13 protein-coding genes are annotated in these 19,032 nt (G+C 31.5%); 5 read left to right on the forward strand and 8 right to left on the reverse strand.

The window, feature by feature from the left end; genetic code table 11:
* Positions 1-51: 51 nt before the first annotated feature.
* The 3 genes from ACKX2A_RS05145 to ACKX2A_RS05155 all read right to left on the reverse strand — a co-directional run bounded on the left by ACKX2A_RS05145 (position 52) and on the right by ACKX2A_RS05155 (position 5,777).
* The gene (locus ACKX2A_RS05145; RefSeq protein ID WP_415328041.1) at positions 52-1,851 is read right to left on the reverse strand and encodes a POTRA domain-containing protein; all 1,800 of its coding nucleotides are present in this window, start codon (positions 1,849-1,851) and stop codon (positions 52-54) included.
* 594 nt (positions 1,852-2,445) lie between these two features.
* Positions 2,446-3,966: a helix-turn-helix transcriptional regulator gene (locus ACKX2A_RS05150; RefSeq protein ID WP_415328043.1), complete on the reverse strand. Its 1,521-nt coding sequence runs from the start codon at positions 3,964-3,966 to the stop codon at positions 2,446-2,448.
* 344 nt (positions 3,967-4,310) lie between these two features.
* Complete coding sequence (locus tag ACKX2A_RS05155; RefSeq protein WP_415328045.1) at positions 4,311-5,777, reverse strand: hypothetical protein; 1,467 nt, start codon at positions 5,775-5,777, stop codon at positions 4,311-4,313.
* Positions 5,778-6,306: 529 nt separating this feature from the next.
* Between ACKX2A_RS05155 and ACKX2A_RS05160 the strand changes: the two genes are divergently transcribed.
* The 3 genes from ACKX2A_RS05160 to ACKX2A_RS05170 all read left to right on the forward strand — a co-directional run bounded on the left by ACKX2A_RS05160 (position 6,307) and on the right by ACKX2A_RS05170 (position 9,941).
* Complete coding sequence (locus tag ACKX2A_RS05160) at positions 6,307-8,004, forward strand: hypothetical protein (RefSeq protein ID WP_415328047.1); 1,698 nt, start codon at positions 6,307-6,309, stop codon at positions 8,002-8,004.
* A 593-nt stretch (positions 8,005-8,597) separates the two neighbouring features.
* Positions 8,598-9,161, forward strand: a complete 564-nt coding sequence (locus ACKX2A_RS05165; RefSeq protein ID WP_415328049.1) for a hypothetical protein — start codon at positions 8,598-8,600, stop codon at positions 9,159-9,161.
* Between the two features lie 84 nt (positions 9,162-9,245).
* Positions 9,246-9,941, forward strand: coding sequence for an ABC transporter ATP-binding protein (locus ACKX2A_RS05170; RefSeq protein WP_415328051.1), 696 nt, complete (start codon positions 9,246-9,248; stop codon positions 9,939-9,941).
* Between the two features lie 270 nt (positions 9,942-10,211).
* Here ACKX2A_RS05170 and ACKX2A_RS05175 read toward each other — a convergent pair whose 3' ends face one another.
* On the reverse strand, positions 10,212-12,107 hold the full coding sequence (locus ACKX2A_RS05175) for an SPFH domain-containing protein (RefSeq protein WP_415328053.1): 1,896 nt from the start codon (positions 12,105-12,107) through the stop codon (positions 10,212-10,214).
* A gap of 458 nt (positions 12,108-12,565) precedes the next feature.
* Between ACKX2A_RS05175 and ACKX2A_RS05180 the strand changes: the two genes are divergently transcribed.
* Together ACKX2A_RS05180 and ade are read left to right on the forward strand one after the other, a co-directional pair.
* Positions 12,566-12,997: a hypothetical protein gene (locus tag ACKX2A_RS05180; protein WP_415328054.1), complete on the forward strand. Its 432-nt coding sequence runs from the start codon at positions 12,566-12,568 to the stop codon at positions 12,995-12,997.
* Positions 12,998-13,268: 271 nt separating this feature from the next.
* Positions 13,269-14,900 carry an adenine deaminase gene (ade, locus tag ACKX2A_RS05185; RefSeq protein ID WP_415328056.1) on the forward strand — a complete coding sequence of 544 codons (1,632 nt, stop codon included), beginning with the start codon at positions 13,269-13,271 and terminating at the stop codon, positions 14,898-14,900.
* 159 nt (positions 14,901-15,059) lie between these two features.
* Here ade and ACKX2A_RS05190 read toward each other — a convergent pair whose 3' ends face one another.
* The 4 genes from ACKX2A_RS05190 to ACKX2A_RS05205 all read right to left on the reverse strand — a co-directional run bounded on the left by ACKX2A_RS05190 (position 15,060) and on the right by ACKX2A_RS05205 (position 18,877).
* Positions 15,060-15,866, reverse strand: a complete 807-nt coding sequence (locus ACKX2A_RS05190; RefSeq protein WP_415328058.1) for a patatin-like phospholipase family protein — start codon at positions 15,864-15,866, stop codon at positions 15,060-15,062.
* A gap of 101 nt (positions 15,867-15,967) precedes the next feature.
* Positions 15,968-17,536 carry a hypothetical protein gene (locus ACKX2A_RS05195; RefSeq protein ID WP_415328060.1) on the reverse strand — a complete coding sequence of 523 codons (1,569 nt, stop codon included), beginning with the start codon at positions 17,534-17,536 and terminating at the stop codon, positions 15,968-15,970.
* A 64-nt stretch (positions 17,537-17,600) separates the two neighbouring features.
* Positions 17,601-18,200: a hypothetical protein gene (locus ACKX2A_RS05200; protein WP_415328062.1), complete on the reverse strand. Its 600-nt coding sequence runs from the start codon at positions 18,198-18,200 to the stop codon at positions 17,601-17,603.
* Between the two features lie 62 nt (positions 18,201-18,262).
* On the reverse strand, positions 18,263-18,877 hold the full coding sequence (locus ACKX2A_RS05205) for a PH domain-containing protein (protein WP_415328064.1): 615 nt from the start codon (positions 18,875-18,877) through the stop codon (positions 18,263-18,265).
* Positions 18,878-19,032 lie beyond the last annotated feature (155 nt).

Here is a 19,032-nt window from a genome sequence, read left to right on the forward strand (position 1 = left end):
ACTTAAACACAAGTTTCACTAATATTTTCACAAATAAACACAGAATAAATATTAATTTCCGAAATTCACAAAATGCGGAATCTCTGTTGCGAAATTATTTAACGGTAAAATATTGTTTCGATTGCTGTTAAAATCAAAAACAGAATTATTATCAAAGGGAACTCGTGGGTAATACATGAACGAAATCTGTATTCTATTGAACACCAAAAATGGATTATTAATAAGAACTCCAACTCCAATTTTTGTATTTGTATTGGTTTTCAACAATTTATCATTGGGCATTCCCAACCATCCGACTGCTGCCGTAAGATATGGACTGAAGTGGAAATTTTTCCACGTTTTATTGATGAAAAGCTGAAGCTGATACCTTAGCACCAATTTTTTTGTTCCAATATAATCCGCATTGTAGACAGGAAACTCATCCGATGAGGTAAGGTTTATTCTATCTCTGTAAGAATAATTATGTTGTGGATTTCCCAACGCCAAAGTCGGAGCAAAGAAATGTCTTGCTTTGGCAAATTTCCAGTCCATGAGGTTTGTAAAATAGGTTCCGTCTATGCGGAAAGATTCTCGATTTTGCCGATCTTCATTAAAAAATCTTCCAAACTGAGCTTTCACATTGAAATAACCGAAATTGGTAAAATTACCATATGATGCCGATATTCCAGCGTAAGGCATTACTTCATTGCTTCTCGACAAAGCTCCTGCCGTAAGATTCACCGAAGTTCCGTAAGCAATATCTTCGGGTAAATCGTATTGAAAAATATTTTTCTGAACCGAGAAATTTCGTTGAATATATCCTATCGACATCAAAAAACTGCTGTAAGAACTGAAATATTGAAATTGATCGATTCCCGGACTATCTTTATACTGATAATTCTGAAAACGGCCTATTAATGCAATATTGCTGGATATTTTTTCTTTCGAATCAGACGAAACGGGGATTTGATAACCGCCCCATAAATCCTGACTATAAACTTTGATCTGAACCTCCGGGAAAGAGGTCTCAGTTTCCATCGGCAGCAGAACTCTTCGCATAAAATATTCGAAAGTAAAACCTCCTGCCCACTTCGTTAAGGGTGAGAAAAAGTCTCGTCTCACATTAAAATTAATTCTTTCATTTTTAGCAAAATCTCTTTCGCCTAAAACCTGAGCATTAATGTAAGATCCAAAAAGATTATAAGCCGTGTAACTTCCTAAAAGATAATCCTGTTTCTCTTTGGAATCGTTTCTGTAAAGGAAATCGAGCTTATGACCTAAACCTAAAACGTTTTCTTCAGTAACTCCCAAGCCGATCTTACTTCCAGAATAACTGAGTCTTGGTTTTAAACTCCACGAATCCAGAACTTTTACCACAATATCGACAGAATCTTTGGTTGAAGTACTGTCCGAAACACTTATGTTTACTCGGTTTATGAAAGGCATTTCTCTCAATAAACGTTCAGATTCGTATAACTTTTGAGCATTATATTCTTCCCCTTTCTTAAAAAGCAGATAATTATTAACCGTAGAAATCCTTGTATTGGAATGAAGATGATTTGTAAACCAGTCGTACCATTTCGATTTTTCTTTTTTGTCGTCTGAGCCGTATCCAAATGGGTCAATTGTTTCAATTTTTACATTTCGGATATGTTTTCCGTTGTAGGTTTCCTGCGCGGGTTTTTCGGTTCGTGTTTTTACAGAAGCCGAATCTGCCTCTCTACGAAATATAAAACGATGAATAAATTTTGTAACCTTCCTCCTATCCGAGAACTGTTCTATTTTGTAATAGAGTGAATCTTTTTTCTCCTGAGCGTTTAAAAAGAAGAAACAATTTAATAAAAATACTAAAATTACTACCGATTTATTCATTGATACCCTAAAATTCAATAAAAATAATCGTATCAATTTATAAGCCAATAAAGAGAAAAGCACGGTTACTTATTAAAACTTGACCTGATAATTATTTTAAAAACGATCAGGTCAAGCTTTTAAACTACTCCTCTCGTTTCGAAATAGAAATTTTGAAATTTCGCGAAACCAATCCAATTAAGGCAATGGATAGAATAGTTAAGAGTGCACTTAGGATTGCTTCGATTTGATCTGCAGGAGGATTGTAATCATTATCCGCAACTACGGCATCACAAAAAAAATACAAAGAAATACAAGCACATAAAAATAATGTGAATAATAAGAAATTTTTCATAATTCTTTTTTTTTAATCGGAAAACACATAACGAATTGCATACCACTCATCAGCACAAAAACAGCATAAAAACACTTTGAGTAGAGTTGCGTATTTTTGAAGAAATATGTGTTGTAGAGCTATTTAAAGATTAATGTTTTAATAATCTGTTTAAATTTTTAAATGGTAAAATTTCAGCAATGCTTAAGATAAAAACTCAACATATTGAATTGATTGTGATCTAAAAAAAATTAATAAATTTCAAAAAATTGAGAACAATTTTACTTCAGCAACGAAATATCAAGATATAAATCGTTCTGACTTTTTATCTCCATTTTCTTCTTAATTCTATATATTCTACTTTCTACAGACCGCAAACTGGAATTTGTATACATGGAGATCTCTTTGGTTCCGAAGTTCATTTTTATTAAACAACAAAAATTAAGATCAGACATATTCAAATCTGGATATTTTTCTTTGAGAAACGTACAAAATGTAGGATGAGCTTTTTTAAATTCAACATAAAAAGCATTAATATCTTCTTTGGCAAGACTTACCAGTTTTTTGGTGAGTTCTAATTGATCTTTCAATTCTTTTCCCGAAAAAGAATCCTCAGAAACAGCATGATATTCAACATCTTGATTTTCAATATTTGGTAATTCTTCATTGTTAGAAATATTTTTATTAGCCTTAAACTTTCTAAAAAAAATAAATCCCAATACCAAACTCAAAACTGTAATAATTGAAAACGTCCAATAAAATTTGTTATTTGATGAGGTTTGTTTTTCGCTTAAAATTTTGTCGTTAATTTTTTTAACAAGATCGACGTCACCCGACATTTTTTTTATAAAATCGATACTATCGGATAATTTTCGAAATTCTAATGAAAAAGATGCTGCATTTTCAAAATCTTTCAAATTGGTGTAGGATTGAGAAATTAAAGGGTAAATTTCATACAATTTATAGCTATTATTATTCTTTTCCGCTAATAAAATTGCCTGTGAAAAATATTTAACTGCATTAGAATAATTTTTGTCTGAGTTTTCTATCATTCCTTTTAATACTAAATTCTGAGTGATAAAATTTTCATTGGGATAATTTACAAGGAGATGATCAATATTAGAGATATATTTCCTGCTTTCAGCAATATTCCCAGACAGAATAGTCGACCATGCCAAAGACTGTAATGTATGAATTTGGGCAGCTTTTTTAAGTTTATTAGAATCTGCTACTGTTAAAATATTGGCGTAAGATTTTTTCTTTAAATCGATAATCGATGAAAACTTTGTTTTCTCGGTGACCGCTAACAAATCAGCTTTAGATAATAGGATAAAGGAATTATTTATTTTTTGTTCTTCTTTATCCAAAATCAGGCTATTATAATATTCACATTTTTTTAAAACAAGATCAGATTCTTTGAAATGGTCTAGCTCCAGTAAAATCCTTAAATAGATAAGCTGTAAACGACAACGAATATTATAATCTTCCTTTCTGTTTGCAAGGTCTATTCCTTCGTTTATTTTGAAAAGGGCTTCATCGATATTCCCACTGATGTAATTCATTCTGGAATCCTCAAAAACAGCCAATAACTGCCCTTCCGTATCATTTGCTTCTTTTGAAAGATAATATAGGTCTGTAATATTTTTTAAAAGTATTTTCCGATCAAAGTTTCCATCAAAATAACTTCTTTCAATTATTTTATAAATACTATCTATTTTGGGAGGTCTCGCAAAGAAATAAGAGAATAAAAATAGTGCAAAAATTAATATAATTTTTGAAGGCATAGTGTCGTTGTTTTTCATTTAATGGTCTATCTCAAATATACAACTTATCGACACTAATTACAGCCTATAACATCCTGTTTAAGAGCTATTAACAAAATTCAGCAAAAATAATAACTTATAAAAACAATTATATCTTTTAAGCAGCAAATGCATTTTTAAGTATTTTATTTTTTCAAAAATCAATATTCAATGATAATATAAACAAACATTATATTTTTAATTGAAATTTCAGAATTTAAAATTCATTTAAAAAATTAGAAAATTTAACATTAACATAATCGTAAAAAAGCCAAAGCAAGAAAATCTGCCTTGGCTATTTTGACTACAATTTAGTCCTATAAAAGTATCAAACAACATTCTTACTAGAAATCAATCCAAGCACTTCCGTTATAATATTGCATTTTCTTAGTTGTAGAATTGTATATCATAAGACCCTCCGGAACAGGTGCTGCTATTTGTGACATTTGGGCGTCCGTCATTCTTGGAGGAAGAAAACCTTTTGTAGTAGATGCCAGATCTAAAATTGCTGCTGAATCTGGAGCCGATGTTCCTACTCCCACCCTACCATCAATAGTAATTCTCATTCTCATAGAACTATTAGTCATAAAATCCAAAGGATGATTGGTTTGTGTACCAAACCAGGCTGCTTCTGTATTTCCGTTTGAAGTTCCGGTTCCTAAATATGTTCTTAATTTTATGGTACCATTCGAATGTTGTATCCCATACATATTATTTACCGTAACAACATCTAACCTTGTTTCCGGATTTATTGTATTAATACCTAACATACCTGTACTATCAGTTTGATTTCCGGCTAAAACCATTGCGGGAGCAGAATCTTTTTTAGATCCGGAATGAAACTGTAATCTAAATGAGTGAACTCCAAATCCATAAAAGGAGTCTCCTGCAGCATTATTGTAGATTGCTAATTTTTTTCCTGCCACATCAGTTGCGGTTGCTGGTGCATCACTTCCTAAGTCTAATCTATTTTTAGGAGCAATAGTTCCTATTCCTACATTTCCAACCTCATTTATAATAACCCTATCGGTATTTGAAGTTTGAAATTTAAGATCTGTAGACTCTGTAGTTCCGTTTCCTTTGTAAGTAGATAATATCGTAGAGCCTTTCCCCCAAGAATAAGAACCTCCAACTCTCGCAGTAAAGCTTAATTTCCCTATTATATCACCATTTGTAAGATCTGTGGGACTAGCCAACGTTCCATTTGCAGAACTCAGATAAATAATTGGAACTTTACCCTTACCAAAACTTCTCATAAAGATTTCGTTATCATTAGTAGAAGATGGATTGTCTGTAACAATATCTATTTTCCCAAACGGTGAAGTTGTTCCAATACCTATTCTATTACTACTTGCATCCACCGAAAAAGTACTTCCATCAACAGAAAATGCGTTCGCTGAATTTCCTGTAAACGCCAATTTATTGTTTCCCTGATTAATAATTCTATCTCCTGAAAGTATACCGTTTGATCTGTAAATATTATTCACATTATTTTGCGTGGTCATTTTTACCCAAGCATTACCATCATAATGGTAATATCCTATAGCATCGATATTAGCTGCAATACCGTTTTGTATACCTGTACTAATGTTATCGATGTAAACCATCGTCGAAACCTCAACCCCTGTCATAGATTGTGCTTTTTCTCTGTCAATTCTTGGAATTATAAGTCCTTCCGGTTTTGGGTTGCTTCCTGTTTTTTCTTTAGCAACGATGTCTAGAGTGGCTTTAGGCGCTGTTGTATTAATTCCGACTTGTCCAAAAAAGAATGAACTTATACTTAAAGTTCCAATAATAAAATAATTTTTCATAATGTATGAGATTTAAAATAATTTTTAATATCATTTGTCTGAATCGTATCACTTATTATTATAAATGAAAAACGTTCTTGAAATTCTATACAAAATTATTCTCGTCTTATGGAAAATAAACTACAATACAGTTACCTAAATGTTGATATAAGCGTTACAATATGTTAAATATATAAGAAATAAAAAAGGCAAAAATTGATGAATTTTTTTCATTATTTTATAGAAATTAGTTTTTATTTTACACTCCAATTTTTACAGCAAAAGTACTTCAATGAGTAGCAATTGTAATTTGATTCTTAAAATTAAGTGTTAATATTAACTACATTTTATCAGATAAAAATAAAACTATAATATTCAAATAATTAAATATTTTTTTAATCAACATCAAGTTTAAAATAGAAATAAATAGTCTCACTAAACAAAATAACATAAAAATATAAATATTAAATTTTAATTTATCCCCTTTAATAATCGTTAATAGCCGTATTATCAGCTATATTTTTATCACTATAATAAATAAATTTGTTACATGAAAAAGCTTGCACCAATTTTATTCATAGGAGTTCTTTTTATGATAATTTCCTGTAACAATGAAACAAATCAAGAATATTTTTATGATATAAACGAAAAACTCAATTATGCCAATAATGATCAAAGAAAAATTTCTTCATTATACCTCATTGAGCTTAAAAAATTCAACCAATCGAAAAATAAAAAATATCAACTGAGTAGTAAATATGTTGAATCATTTTTATATCCGGAGAACAAACCCAAAAGAATATCGTTACTTTATGAGCTACTGAAAATCAATGATAATAAGTATACGTTTTTAACTATAGCATGCAAGTATTATTTAGCCATTGAAGTTGAAAAAATATCACCTGTTTTATGTTTTCATTTTTTGAATGATGCAATTCAGTTAGAAGAATTATCTCAGAAAAAAACCTTTTTGCCTCAGTTATACAAATTAAAAGGAAAATGGAATTATGATCAACAAAATTACACAGATGCTCAAAATTATTATTTAAAATCCTTAAAATTCAAAAATGACTTGCTTTTTACAACCTCCGTTTATAATGCTTTAGGCTTAAATAATTTGGAAACAGGAAATTGTAAATTAAGTATCGAATATTTAAAAAAAGGGATTGATACGCTAGAAAAAAAGAAAAATTTACGTCCGGAAGAAAATTCTATATTAAATCAATTAAAAGGCAATTTGGGAATCGCCTATTATAAAAACAAAGAATATGACAAAGCTGAAAATGTTCTTTGGAAATGTTTTCTTAATTATTCTAAAAATAAAGAAAATAATGCTTTAAAAGAATTTGATTCTAAAATTCCTATAACTCTATTTAATCTCTATTCAAAAACTAAAAATATAGAAAAAGAAAAGTTTTTGGCTTACAATCTATCCCTCTTATTATCAGATATTAAAAGTACCAAAACTAAAATTGAAATTGGTTTGTTTTTACAAAACTTTTACATACAGCAGGGAAATTCAGAATATTCTATGATAATTTCTGAAAAGCTAGGAAGATATACCATCGAAAATACGAGAAAAAGAGCAACAGAACTCTACGATGTTTCGCAGCAACTTAATGAATATATCATAAAAAATATCGACCAAAAGTTTGATTATAAGATTAAAAGCCATAAAACCAAAATCATTATTCTTCTGTTATTATTAATTATTTCCATCATTTCATTTATGAATTTTTTAAATAATCTGATTCGGAAAAATAATATCGAAAAAGAAAGTCTGGAATCTGAAAAATGCCACTTAGAAAATAATTTGCGTTATCATAGAAATAAGATTAAAAATTTACGCCTTAATTTAAATTTAAAAACAGAAACCGAAAAAGCTTTTTTAGAGAATTTAAAGAAAATAAAAAAAGAAAAAGATATTGATTTTGAAGTGCTTCTAAAAGAGCTTCAATTCAAAATAATGAGCTTAATACAAATTGATGAAAGAAACAGCAAACAAACCATCAACGAAAGTGTAGAAGAATATGATGCCTTTATTCAAAAAATTTCCAGTAAGTTTCCAGATTTATCCCCGAACGAACTAAAACTCTGTGTATTTTTTAGGCTAAAACTTACTTCAAAAGAAATTTCAATATTAGAGAACATCACTCCAGGAAGTGTGCGGGTTTATAAAACTAAAATTAAAAATAAAATGCAATTAGAAAGAAGCGACGAATTAAGTAATTATTTAAACACAATATAATATGTCTAATTAAAAATAACAGAACTTAAAGATTAGGCAAACCATTATCACCAAAAGGTTTGTGCGCCAATAACTCTAAAAATATCTAACTAATTATTTTTCATTATCTTTGCACCTTAAATTTTTAAAATACACACAATGAAAAAATTTTTAATTTACAATCTCTATGACATTTTAAAACCCTCAAAGAAAAGATCATTAGTTCTAAAATCATTAATTCAGGTAATCTAAAAAATTAAATTCGGCGTAGCTGATATATTTAAACAGAATTAACATTTATTTTAAATTGGTAAATTTTTTGATGCAAAATATTCTATTAATAATTGATTTTCAGCAAAATACAATTGTTAATAGATGAATTTTATCGTGCATTAAGCCTATACAAATAAATCACTAAAGTTTGTATAATATTCTTACAATCAAATATTTAAACTTAATTTTTTGATTGCAATGGAATACATAATATCAAGCTTTAAGGCATGATGAATATTAAAAAAAAATGTTACTTTTGCTTTTAAAATAGACTTGTTTTTTAAACATTTTTATTAGTATATTTAGGTACACCAATTTTATGAAACATTAAAAATCATCACATGAGAAAAATAATTCTACTATTTACATGCATGTTCGGTATTTCGGTTTTCTCACAAATTAAAGTGTTGAAAAACGAGACTTTAGTGGAAATTGGTAAAGATAATTCCGTAGGTTTATATAAAAAAGACGATAAATTCACAATCAATTATCAGGATCTGAACACAGCAAATCTGAATACTTTCAGATCGTTTTCTTTCCAGAATTTAAACGGAGATGTTTCCGGTTTATACGAGCTTATAACAAACGGTTTTATCGATACTCCTGAAAGCAATATTGTTTTGGAACTTCCTAATGATATTATCGAACTTCACTACGAGAAAAATTTCGGACAGCCGACTGTACAGTTCATCCAATATATTAATAAAAACAAAAAATATGTTGGAAAATCACAATTTCTGAACAAAAAACAGATCGATAAAGTTTTCGGAAAAACAAATGGAAAAGCTTCTTCTTACGAAAGACCTGCAACGATGAACAACGTGCATAGTACAAAACCTGCCACAAGTCAGGCTTCGACATCGACTCCTACGGCTAACCAAACGCCGAAGAAAAATAAGAAATAATCAATTTTTATTAAATATTAACTCAACTCATTCATCCGAATGAGTTTTTTTATTTTTATTTTTGCAAAAAGATCATTACAAATTATGTCTCTTCAAATAAATAACCTGACCAAGAAATTTGGTGAACAAACCGTCCTGAACAATATTAATATTACCATTGATAAAAATGAAATCATCGGTCTTTTAGGCCCAAACGGAGCGGGAAAATCTACGTTAATGAAATCCATTGTCGGTGCTTTAACAATTGATGAAGGTGAAGTTATTTTTAATGATAAGAACATCACAGAATACGAAATCGAAAGCAAGAAAAAAATAGGTTTTCTTCCTGAAAATAATCCGCTGTATCTGGAAATGTATGTAAAAGAATACTTACAATTTGTTGCAAACATTCATAAAATTCCAGTTTCAAGAGTTGATGAGGTGATAGAATTGGTAGGAATTACTCCCGAAAAATCTAAAAAAATTGGACAACTTTCTAAAGGTTACAAACAGAGAGTTGGTCTTGCACAGGCAATCATTCACCAACCGGATTTATTGATTTTAGATGAACCGACAAATGGTCTCGATCCAAACCAAATCATCGAAATCAGAAACGTGGTAAAGGAAATTGGGCAACAAAAAACGGTTTTACTTTCTACTCACATTATGCAGGAAGTTGAAGCGCTTTGCTCACGTGTAATCCTTATTCACAAAGGAAATATTCTTCAAGATTGCTCAATTGATGAATTTAAAGGCAGGTTTGAAAGTCTGGAGGAGGCTTTTACGAGTTATACTGCATAACAATAAAAAATGCTCCAAGGTTTTGGAGCATTTTTACCTTTATTTTTTACCACAAAAGATATATTGTAAATTAATTTTAACGTATTTCAAAGTTCACAAAATGAAAATCTTTGATGTTCAAAACTTATGTGCTCTTCTTTTTAGCTTTAATTTTAACTTAAAAAACTAAAGTACTAAAATCTTCTGCGCCTTTTGTGGTTAAAATTTTAAAGCTGTTTTTATTTAAATTAAAAATTATCATCCTTTTTTTCTTCAACAACAGAAACACTTTCAACATTTTTTCTTCTGAACCTGTTCCAAAAGCTGAAGTCCCAAAAGTCCACTGATTCCACCATTTGCAGAATCACCGTTTCCACCGATTAAAACTTCAGGCATAATTCTTACATTTTGATTCGCAATATTCTCCATTATTTTTAATTGAGTAAAATTATTTCCGCCCATCGCTTCCACAGATAATTTGTAAGATTCTGCATTAGACTTACCGATTGCTAGAATTTTTTCCGCTTCTGCATTACCTGTTAATGAAATTTGTTCAGCACTTGCTTTTGCTAATAACTCGATTTTCTCGGCTTCTGCTTTTGCAAGAAGTCTTGTTTTTTCGGCTTCACCTGTTGCCAATAATTTCAATCTGTCACCTTCCGCATTTGCCTGTAATCTCACAGAATTTGCGTCTCCGGTTGCTTTTTTCACCGATGCATCGGCAATTCTTTCTGCAATCACAACACCTTGGTCAGCTTTTACAATTTCTTTTTGCATATCGGCAACGGCGGTTTCTTTCTCCAAAGCCTGTCGGGTTTCCTGAGCCAGCATTTCGGTTTCGTAAGTAATTTTCTGTTCTTCCGCTAATTTTCTGTCTGTCAATGTTTTCATTAAACTTTCCGGAGGTACGATCGCGCCAATCAAAGTATCAACTGCATTGACATTATACTGTTCCAAAACGCTGCTGATATGATCTTTTGCAGATTGTTGTCTTTCTTTACGAGTTCCCAAAAATGCAATCACATCGCTGTCCTGTGCGGAATTTCTGAAATAATTTCCAATTGTAGGTTCTAAAACCTGACTTACAAGATTAATCATATTTCCGAAACGGGCGATCACTTTTGGAGCTTCATATGTCGGAATATGAATGATTTGCGAAACATCTAGATTAAAAGGGAAACCATCCTTACTTCGCACCGTAATCGTGGAAAGATTCTTATCAAGTTGGTGAGATTCACTTCTTTCATAAGCCCAGTTTAATACCAAATTCGTTGTAGGAACAAGCTCGACCTTCATAATATAAGGATTGATTGGATATTTTCCGGGACCGATAGGTTCTGCCCAAACTCCTTTATGACCTTTTTCAACAATATTTCCGTGTTTAAAATCAACACCACTTAAATCTTTTCCTTCTTCACCGACATAGCTGATAATTACACCGACATGTCCGATTGGAATTTCCGTCATTTTCACCATTTCAACTTTTGTAAACCAAGGATTTAAGAAGTAAGAACCCGCCAAAATCACCTGTTCCTGAAGACCTTTGTAACCTCCGTTATTTAAAAAAGTATCAACATCCTGAAATTTATTATGATCCTGAATAATTTTACCTGCAATCTGCCCTTCTTCCAAAGGGCTACCTTCCATTGTTGTGATAATTCCCACAGCATTATCGGGGATTTGAGTCATATCCGTTAACTCAATTTCAAATAACAAGGTATTAATTCTGTAAGATCCCGGTGCAATAATTGCGGTTTGGCGACCTTTCCTTCCGCCATTTCTTAAAAAAGCTTCTGCATCCTGAAAAGAATCGCAATCGACTTTTCGGCCAAGAATTCTTCCTGTTTCTAATTCCATACCGTCTTTTGCTAATAACAATCCGATTTTTCCGGTTGGAATCACTGTGAATGATTGAAAATCAATTGAATATTGCCAAATCCATTTTCCGAAATACACTCCAGGAGCCAGTGTCTGAGCCTGAAAGCCCGCTTCTCCATTCGTTGCAATGATTCTTCCTTCAGGAAGTTCCTGCTTACCCACCAGCACGAATTTTTTGGTCACTAAACCAATTTTGTCTTGTGGAACAATGATTAATCCGAAGAAAATTCTTAAAATGAATTTGTAAAAAAGTACGCACAACAGCGCAATTACGGCAGGAATCATCCAGCCATGAAAAGTTAATTCCATAGTTCGTTTGTTTTTATGTTTTGATTAAATTTGGAAACAAGGATTCTGCTCTATTTTTTCGGAACAAGAAAAAACAGAGTACGAATTATTTGATAATTCTTTCGAAAAAATTAAGAAATTGTAGGAGGAGATGTATTAAAAATCGTAAAGATGATTTCTGATACTTTTAATAGAAAAAACTTAAAGTTAATTAGTTTCATTTCAATGGTAAAGGAACGAGATCCTTTGGTGGTACAAATGTACGCAAGAAAAATAATCACTTGTTTCAAAAAATTTAAATATTTTCAAATAAAGCACACAAAACACTGATAATCAATATTAAAATTTTCAATCTTTGATATTTTCAGATTTAAAAACATTTCATTTTAATATAAAAATGTTCTTTAAAAATGTCAAAAATATGATTAAATTGGCTTTAAATTTGATAAGATCTATGTCTAACGAATAACATTAAAAAAATGATTAAAAAACTTTTATTCGGTGTATTTTGTATCGCTCAGTTTTCATTAGTTCAAGCCAATAATTTTAATGAAAATCCGATTTCAAAAGCAAATTACCAACAGGAAAAACTACCCAAATCGTTCATCATTAAAACTAAAAAGTTTAAAATAAAGGTTGATAAGCAACCCAATGGTAATTACCTGTATCAATCGTGGGGTGTGAACGGAAAAGTAACTTCCAAACCGAGTATGATTATTTCTGACGGACAATTGGTTCCTGATGGAACTGGCGGAAATTATTACTACGAATTCAACAATAATGGTTATACTTACCAAATCTGGAGAAATTATTTAACAGATTCTCCTAAAAAAGCCCCTTATACCCTTTCAGTTACCGATCAAAATGGAAAAACAATCGTAAACCAAGATGGATACGTTGTAAAAAATTAAGATAAATAGATTTAAATTCCTTACTTTAGTTGGGAATTTTTGTTTTATTTTTTTGTTGGTAATCGCAAAGACGCAAAGTTTTAGATGAACTATTATTTTTAAGGCGCAAGGATTTTATCTTCGATAAAATTTAACAATTTTAAAATTAAAATCTTTGATTTTTGCGCCTTGAAGATATTCTGAATGGTCATAAAATCATTGCGTCTTTACGATTACCAACGAAAATATTCCTTTTATTTTAGTAAATTCACTGTAAAATAATCGAGACACAATGGCGCTTACCATTAAATCCAACCTGATCGACATCGTCGGAAGGGAAACTTTTCCTGCTGAAATTACTATTAAAGATAATAAAATCAGTTCAATAGAAAGAATTTCAGAAATTCAAAATACATATATTTTACCTGGTTTTATCGATGCTCACGTTCATATTGAAAGCAGCATGCTGGTTCCGACAGAATTTGCCCGAATTGCTGTAAAACACGGAACTGTGGGAACAATTTCAGATCCACACGAAATTGCCAATGTTTTGGGGATTTCCGGTATCGAATATATGATTGATAACGCTAAACAAGTCCCTTTTCATTTTTATTTTGGCGCGCCTTCATGTGTTCCTGCAACCAATTTTGAAACAGCAGGAGCGGTAATTGATTCTAATGATATCGATAAACTTTTAGATAAAAAAGAAATTGTGTATCTCGCTGAAATGATGAATTTTCCGGGAGTGATTTACAATGATGAAGAAGTTCTGAAAAAGTTAGAATCTGCTAAAAGACATCAAAAACCAATCGACGGTCATGCTCCGGGTTTAATGGGTGAAGATATGAAAACCTATTTTAATGCAGGAATTACAACCGATCATGAGTGTTTTGGATATCAGGAAGCACTGGAAAAGCTTCAGCATGGTGTAAAAGTCATGATTCGTGAAGGAAGTGCTGCAAAAAATTTTGATACTTTGATTCCTTTATTGAAAGATTTTCCAGATCAAATCATGTTTTGTTGCGATGACAAACATCCAGATAATTTACTGGAATCTCATATCGACGATCATGTAAAACGAGCCTTAAAATTAGGTCATAATTTATATGATGTTTTACGTGCGTCTTCTTATAATGTCGTAAAACACTACAATTTGCCGATTGGATTATTGCAAATTGGTGACAATGCAGATTTTATTGAAATCGATAATCTTGAGGATTTCACCATTTTAAAAACATATATCGACGGAAATCTTGTCGCAGAAAATGGAACATCTTTCCTGCCTTCTCTCGAAGCCACGATTGTGAATAATTTTCATTGTAACTTAAAAACTCCTTCAGATTTTAAAGTAAAAAGTGAAGGAAAAAAAATTCGTGTGATCGAAACTTTAGACGGACAATTAATCACCAAAGAAGTTCATGCAGAGTCCTTAATTATCAATGGTTTTGCAGAATCCAATCCAGCAGATGAAGATATTCTAAAAATAGCGGTTGTGAATCGTTATCATGACGCACCAGTTGCTACAGCGTTTATCAAAAATATAGGTTTAAAAACGGGAGCTATTGCTTCCTGTGTGGCCCATGACTGTCATAATATTGTCGTAGTCGGAACGAATGATGATGATATGTGTAAAGCTGTGAATGCCATTATTAAGGCGAAAGGCGGAATTTCTCTTGCTACAGAAACTGAAGAAATGGTTCTGGAACTGCCAATTGCCGGAATTATGACGACACTTCCGGCCGAAGAAGTTGCGGAATCTTATATTAAATTAGACCGACGCGCGAAAGAATTGGGTAGTAAGTTGAGAGCACCTTATATGAGTTTGTCTTTCATGGCTCTTCTGGTGATCCCAGAATTGAAATTGAGTGATAAAGGGTTATTTAATGGGAAGAGTTTTGAGTTTACGGATGTGTTTATTAGATAGGATTTAAACAGTAAAACGCTCGTCAGTTCGAGTGTTTTAGTAATAAAATGAAGAAAAATGTATCGAGAACTTTTAACTAATTGAACTTCTCGATACGCCTATTTTCAAATCTCTCGAAGTGACGTCGCAAAAAAAGATAATATTGTAAAAAGTTCAATCTTAAACAATTCGCTTTTCATTTTTCAATTCTGCGTAAAATTGGCTTTCATTAAAACTGTCTTTTGCAGCTTGATAACCAATATTAAAAATTTGCTCCAAACGGTCTTTTCTTCTTTCAAAAGTTCCGTAAGTTGACAATTCCTGTGAAGAAATAAACCAATCGCAGTAATCAAACTTGATTTTTTCAATGCGATAAGAAAGCAGGTCGTAAGAACGAGAAACAATTGCCTTGATAGATTTTAAATCATTAATTTTAATATCATGAGGCGGAGAAACAAAAACTCCGATTAATTTGTCGCATTCGTCTCGGATAATGTCTGCCGGGAAATTGTTTAAAACTCCTCCATCACAGTACATTTCATCGTCAATAATATAAGGAGTTGTCACTCCCGGAATGGAACATGACGCAATAATTGCATCTACAATTTTGAAATTATCTTCAAATATTTTTTCTGTTCCGCCGACTAATTCTGTTGCAACGATTTTCACTTCTTTATCCAAATCGCCTAATTTCATTTCACCAAAAATAGGTCCGAGATAATTTCGGAAAATCACTGAGGAAACCAAACCCGGTTGATTGAAAGTAAAATGTTTCCAGTTGAAAAAATAAACCGAATTGAAGAATTCCAAGATTTCTTCGGGTGTTTTTCCGACCGCATAAAGACAGCCAACGATAGAGCCTGCACTGCAACATGACAGGACATCTACATCGATATTCTTTTCGCTCAGGAATTTTAAAACTCCGGCATGAGCGATCCCTTTTGTTCCGCCACCAGATAAAACAAGCCCTACTTTCTCAAAGTTCATAGAATAAAATTAAGAAAACAGGGCGAGAAAATCAGATTAATTTTTCTAAATCTGTGAATTTTAAAATTATTTTAATAAAACCAAAATTCTATTAATATTTTTCAGAACCTAGATTTCAGAAATCTGTAGCCGTTGTTGTAAAAAATATCTTCCATAAAAATATCGATATTCAGTTCATCTGCCCATTTTTTGGAGTCTTTTAAATCTTTCAGAAAATATTTTAAATTCATGCTGATGTAACTTCGCACATCCCTCATGTTTTTCACGGTCGGCATATTGATGAATGGATTGATTAACCCATCGAAATCCGTTCCGATGGTAATCTGTTTTTGAGCGATATTAATAGGAATTCCGTTGTCTTTACAAACCTGAAAATAGTGTTTTATATGATTTAAAATATGATCATAAAAGTATTCATCCCGTTGTGGAATAGAACTTTCTGTATTTTCTTCAAGTTCGGTCATTAACAGGCAATCATTATCATCAATTGATGTTCCGATTTCTTCGTTTTTAATGCCTAATGAAGTCCATTCTGTTTTTGAAAAGAATTCTTTATCGACAATTCTATCCATTCCGGTAATTCCCACCGGGTTGTCGTCAAATTTATCAACGTAGCCCAAAATCCTTCTATCCATTGAGATTCCAATCACTCCGCCGTTTTTTACTATCCATGCAATTTCTTCATCAAACAAATTAATTGTGGAAGCATTAAAGCTGGGAAAACCAGGTCTTCTTGGGTTATTTTTTGAATGTAAAGATTTTGTAATTTCTAAATACAAAGCTCCGGATAAGGGCTTTTTCAACTGAATTTGTCCTGCCCAATCTTTGAAAGAAACACCTGTAAATCCAGCATGTGTGCAAACCAAAGGTTGTATGTTTTTATATTTTTTTGAATCAATTTCTGACATTAAATCTTTTCTAGATTTGTAACTCATGTGTTTGACATCGACACAAATTTTTCGATCGAAAATTCCCTGTACGACAGTTCTTCCATCGTTTTCGAAACCGTTTCCTGATGGGAAAAACTTGGTAGAATCGGCAACTTGCATCCCAAAAGCCTGATTGCAAAGACTTGATTGTTGAAGATGTGTGATATTAATAGAAATAATCGGAACTTTAGTTAAAACTTTATCGAGATTGCTTAAAATATCACTCGGTTTATACTTGTTATTTGCATCGCAAAAATTAGGAGCATCAACCAAAGAATGACAACCTTCGATTGTGAAAAACACATTGACTTTATTTTTCGGAAGCGGACTTTTGAAGCTTTCTTTCGCTAAAATATTAAACGAAGAAGTTGCCTGAAGATATTTATCCAAAGTCCTTTTCATTAAAAAATCTGAAAACGGCTTATTATTGTTACTGACAATATCTTTTAAAAGCTGCTCTGATAATTTGAACTGAGACGCTTTTTTCAAAAATCCACGGAGCGGAATTACCGTATCTGCAACGTTTCTTTCAACGCTATACAAAACTGCACCAAGAATAACCTCGTCCTGAAACTCGGAAAGTTGAGATTGATGAGTCTGCGTTTCAATAATATTCGGCAGATCGGAACACAGTTTAGGAAGTGTTGCTACATCGTTCTTGTAAATATAAGCATCGATGTTGGGATCGTCATTAAACAGCTGTTTTAAAACAGGATGACAGTGGAAATCAAAATATTTCATGACTTTAGTGTTTAGTACAATAAAGTTAGGAAGTTAATTTTGAATGGGTTATCACTATTTGGGATTATTTTTTATCGTATAATTTGAGGATTTTTAAAAGGTCTGTCTCTTCAGCCATCATATCTAATTGTGCCGAAATAGTAAAATCATAATTGAACTTTTCCTTTAAAAGAGCTACTGTTCCTGGCATTTTGAAGTGAATTTGTGTAGTGCTTTTATCTTTACGAAATATTAAATAATCCGTATCATCTGTTTTATAGGTATAAATAGAACCTGAATAATTGCTTTTCCTGTACCAAATGGTTTTCTTACCATTGTACATTTCCTGAAGCAATCCTAAATCTTTAGAAATAATTGGTTTTGCATCGACAAATGTTCGTTTGATATTTTTAAGATCTGTAATTTCCATGTATTGGATGGAGTTTTCAGCTACTTTTAGCTTTTTTCCGGAAGGATCTAAAACTGTCATTTGTTTGATATACGTTGCGGGAGAAAATTCTTCGTTGGTATAATATCCTATATTTAAAACTTTCGTGTTTATGGTGTCTTTAGAATTTTTTAAAATATATTTTACAGGGAAATAAACTTCATTATACAATTCTTCTTTTTGTGCGAATAATAAATTACAAAAGGAAATCGTAAGCAGCAATACAATTTTTTTCATGATGGTAAGATACAAAAAAGCCCGATAATTCTCGGGCTTTAGACATATATGAAATTAATTTTCTAGTTATTAATATACTTTTCAAAAATTCTTGAGAAATCTTTTTGATTATATTTATCGAAGCTGTTTGTGTTCCATGCAAAAATATATTCGTTGATAGCTCTTAATTCCTGACTTTTCGAAACATTTTCCTGCTTTCCGGAAGCTACACTTGTGATTGCTTTTTGGATGCTGTCATTAGAAAAATTCAATAATGAATGATTGTGGTGAACTTCCTGCTGAATCGCCAAAAGAGCTTTGTATAAATCTTTCAACTGATCGATCTGACCTTTGGCAACGCTGATCATCATAGGAACATTCCCGATATTAAATGAAATTTCAACATCCAAATCGATTGTTCCTGCAGTTTGTAATGCAATACTTGAAAAAGGAAACTGATAATATTCGTATCTCTTCAACACTCTTTTTTTGTCCAGAGCACTTGCTCCGTCGATATGAATTAGCGCTCTGTTGGTAAAGCAGTATTCGTCTCTTTTAGATTTAATCAGAAAGAAAATTTTCTCGTTATCTTCTGATAAAATATAATCGTCCGAGTCTACTTTATCATAATCGTGAGAAGGAATAATTTTACCGATATCTCCTAATCCTAAAGCTTCAGCAGCTAATTTTTTGAACATAATTTATTTTAATTTGTAGTTTATTTAAGTCAATAAAATTAAGAAAATAACTGAGATTAAATTAAACTTGTTTAAACTTTTTTAGGAGCGATATGATTACATCGAAAAGCGGCTTTAATTTTCTATCTGAAGCTTTTTGACTCTGTCGAATTGTT

The organism is Chryseobacterium sp. MMS23-Vi53 (assembly GCF_047651245.1).
GTDB lineage: Bacteria > Bacteroidota > Bacteroidia > Flavobacteriales > Weeksellaceae > Chryseobacterium.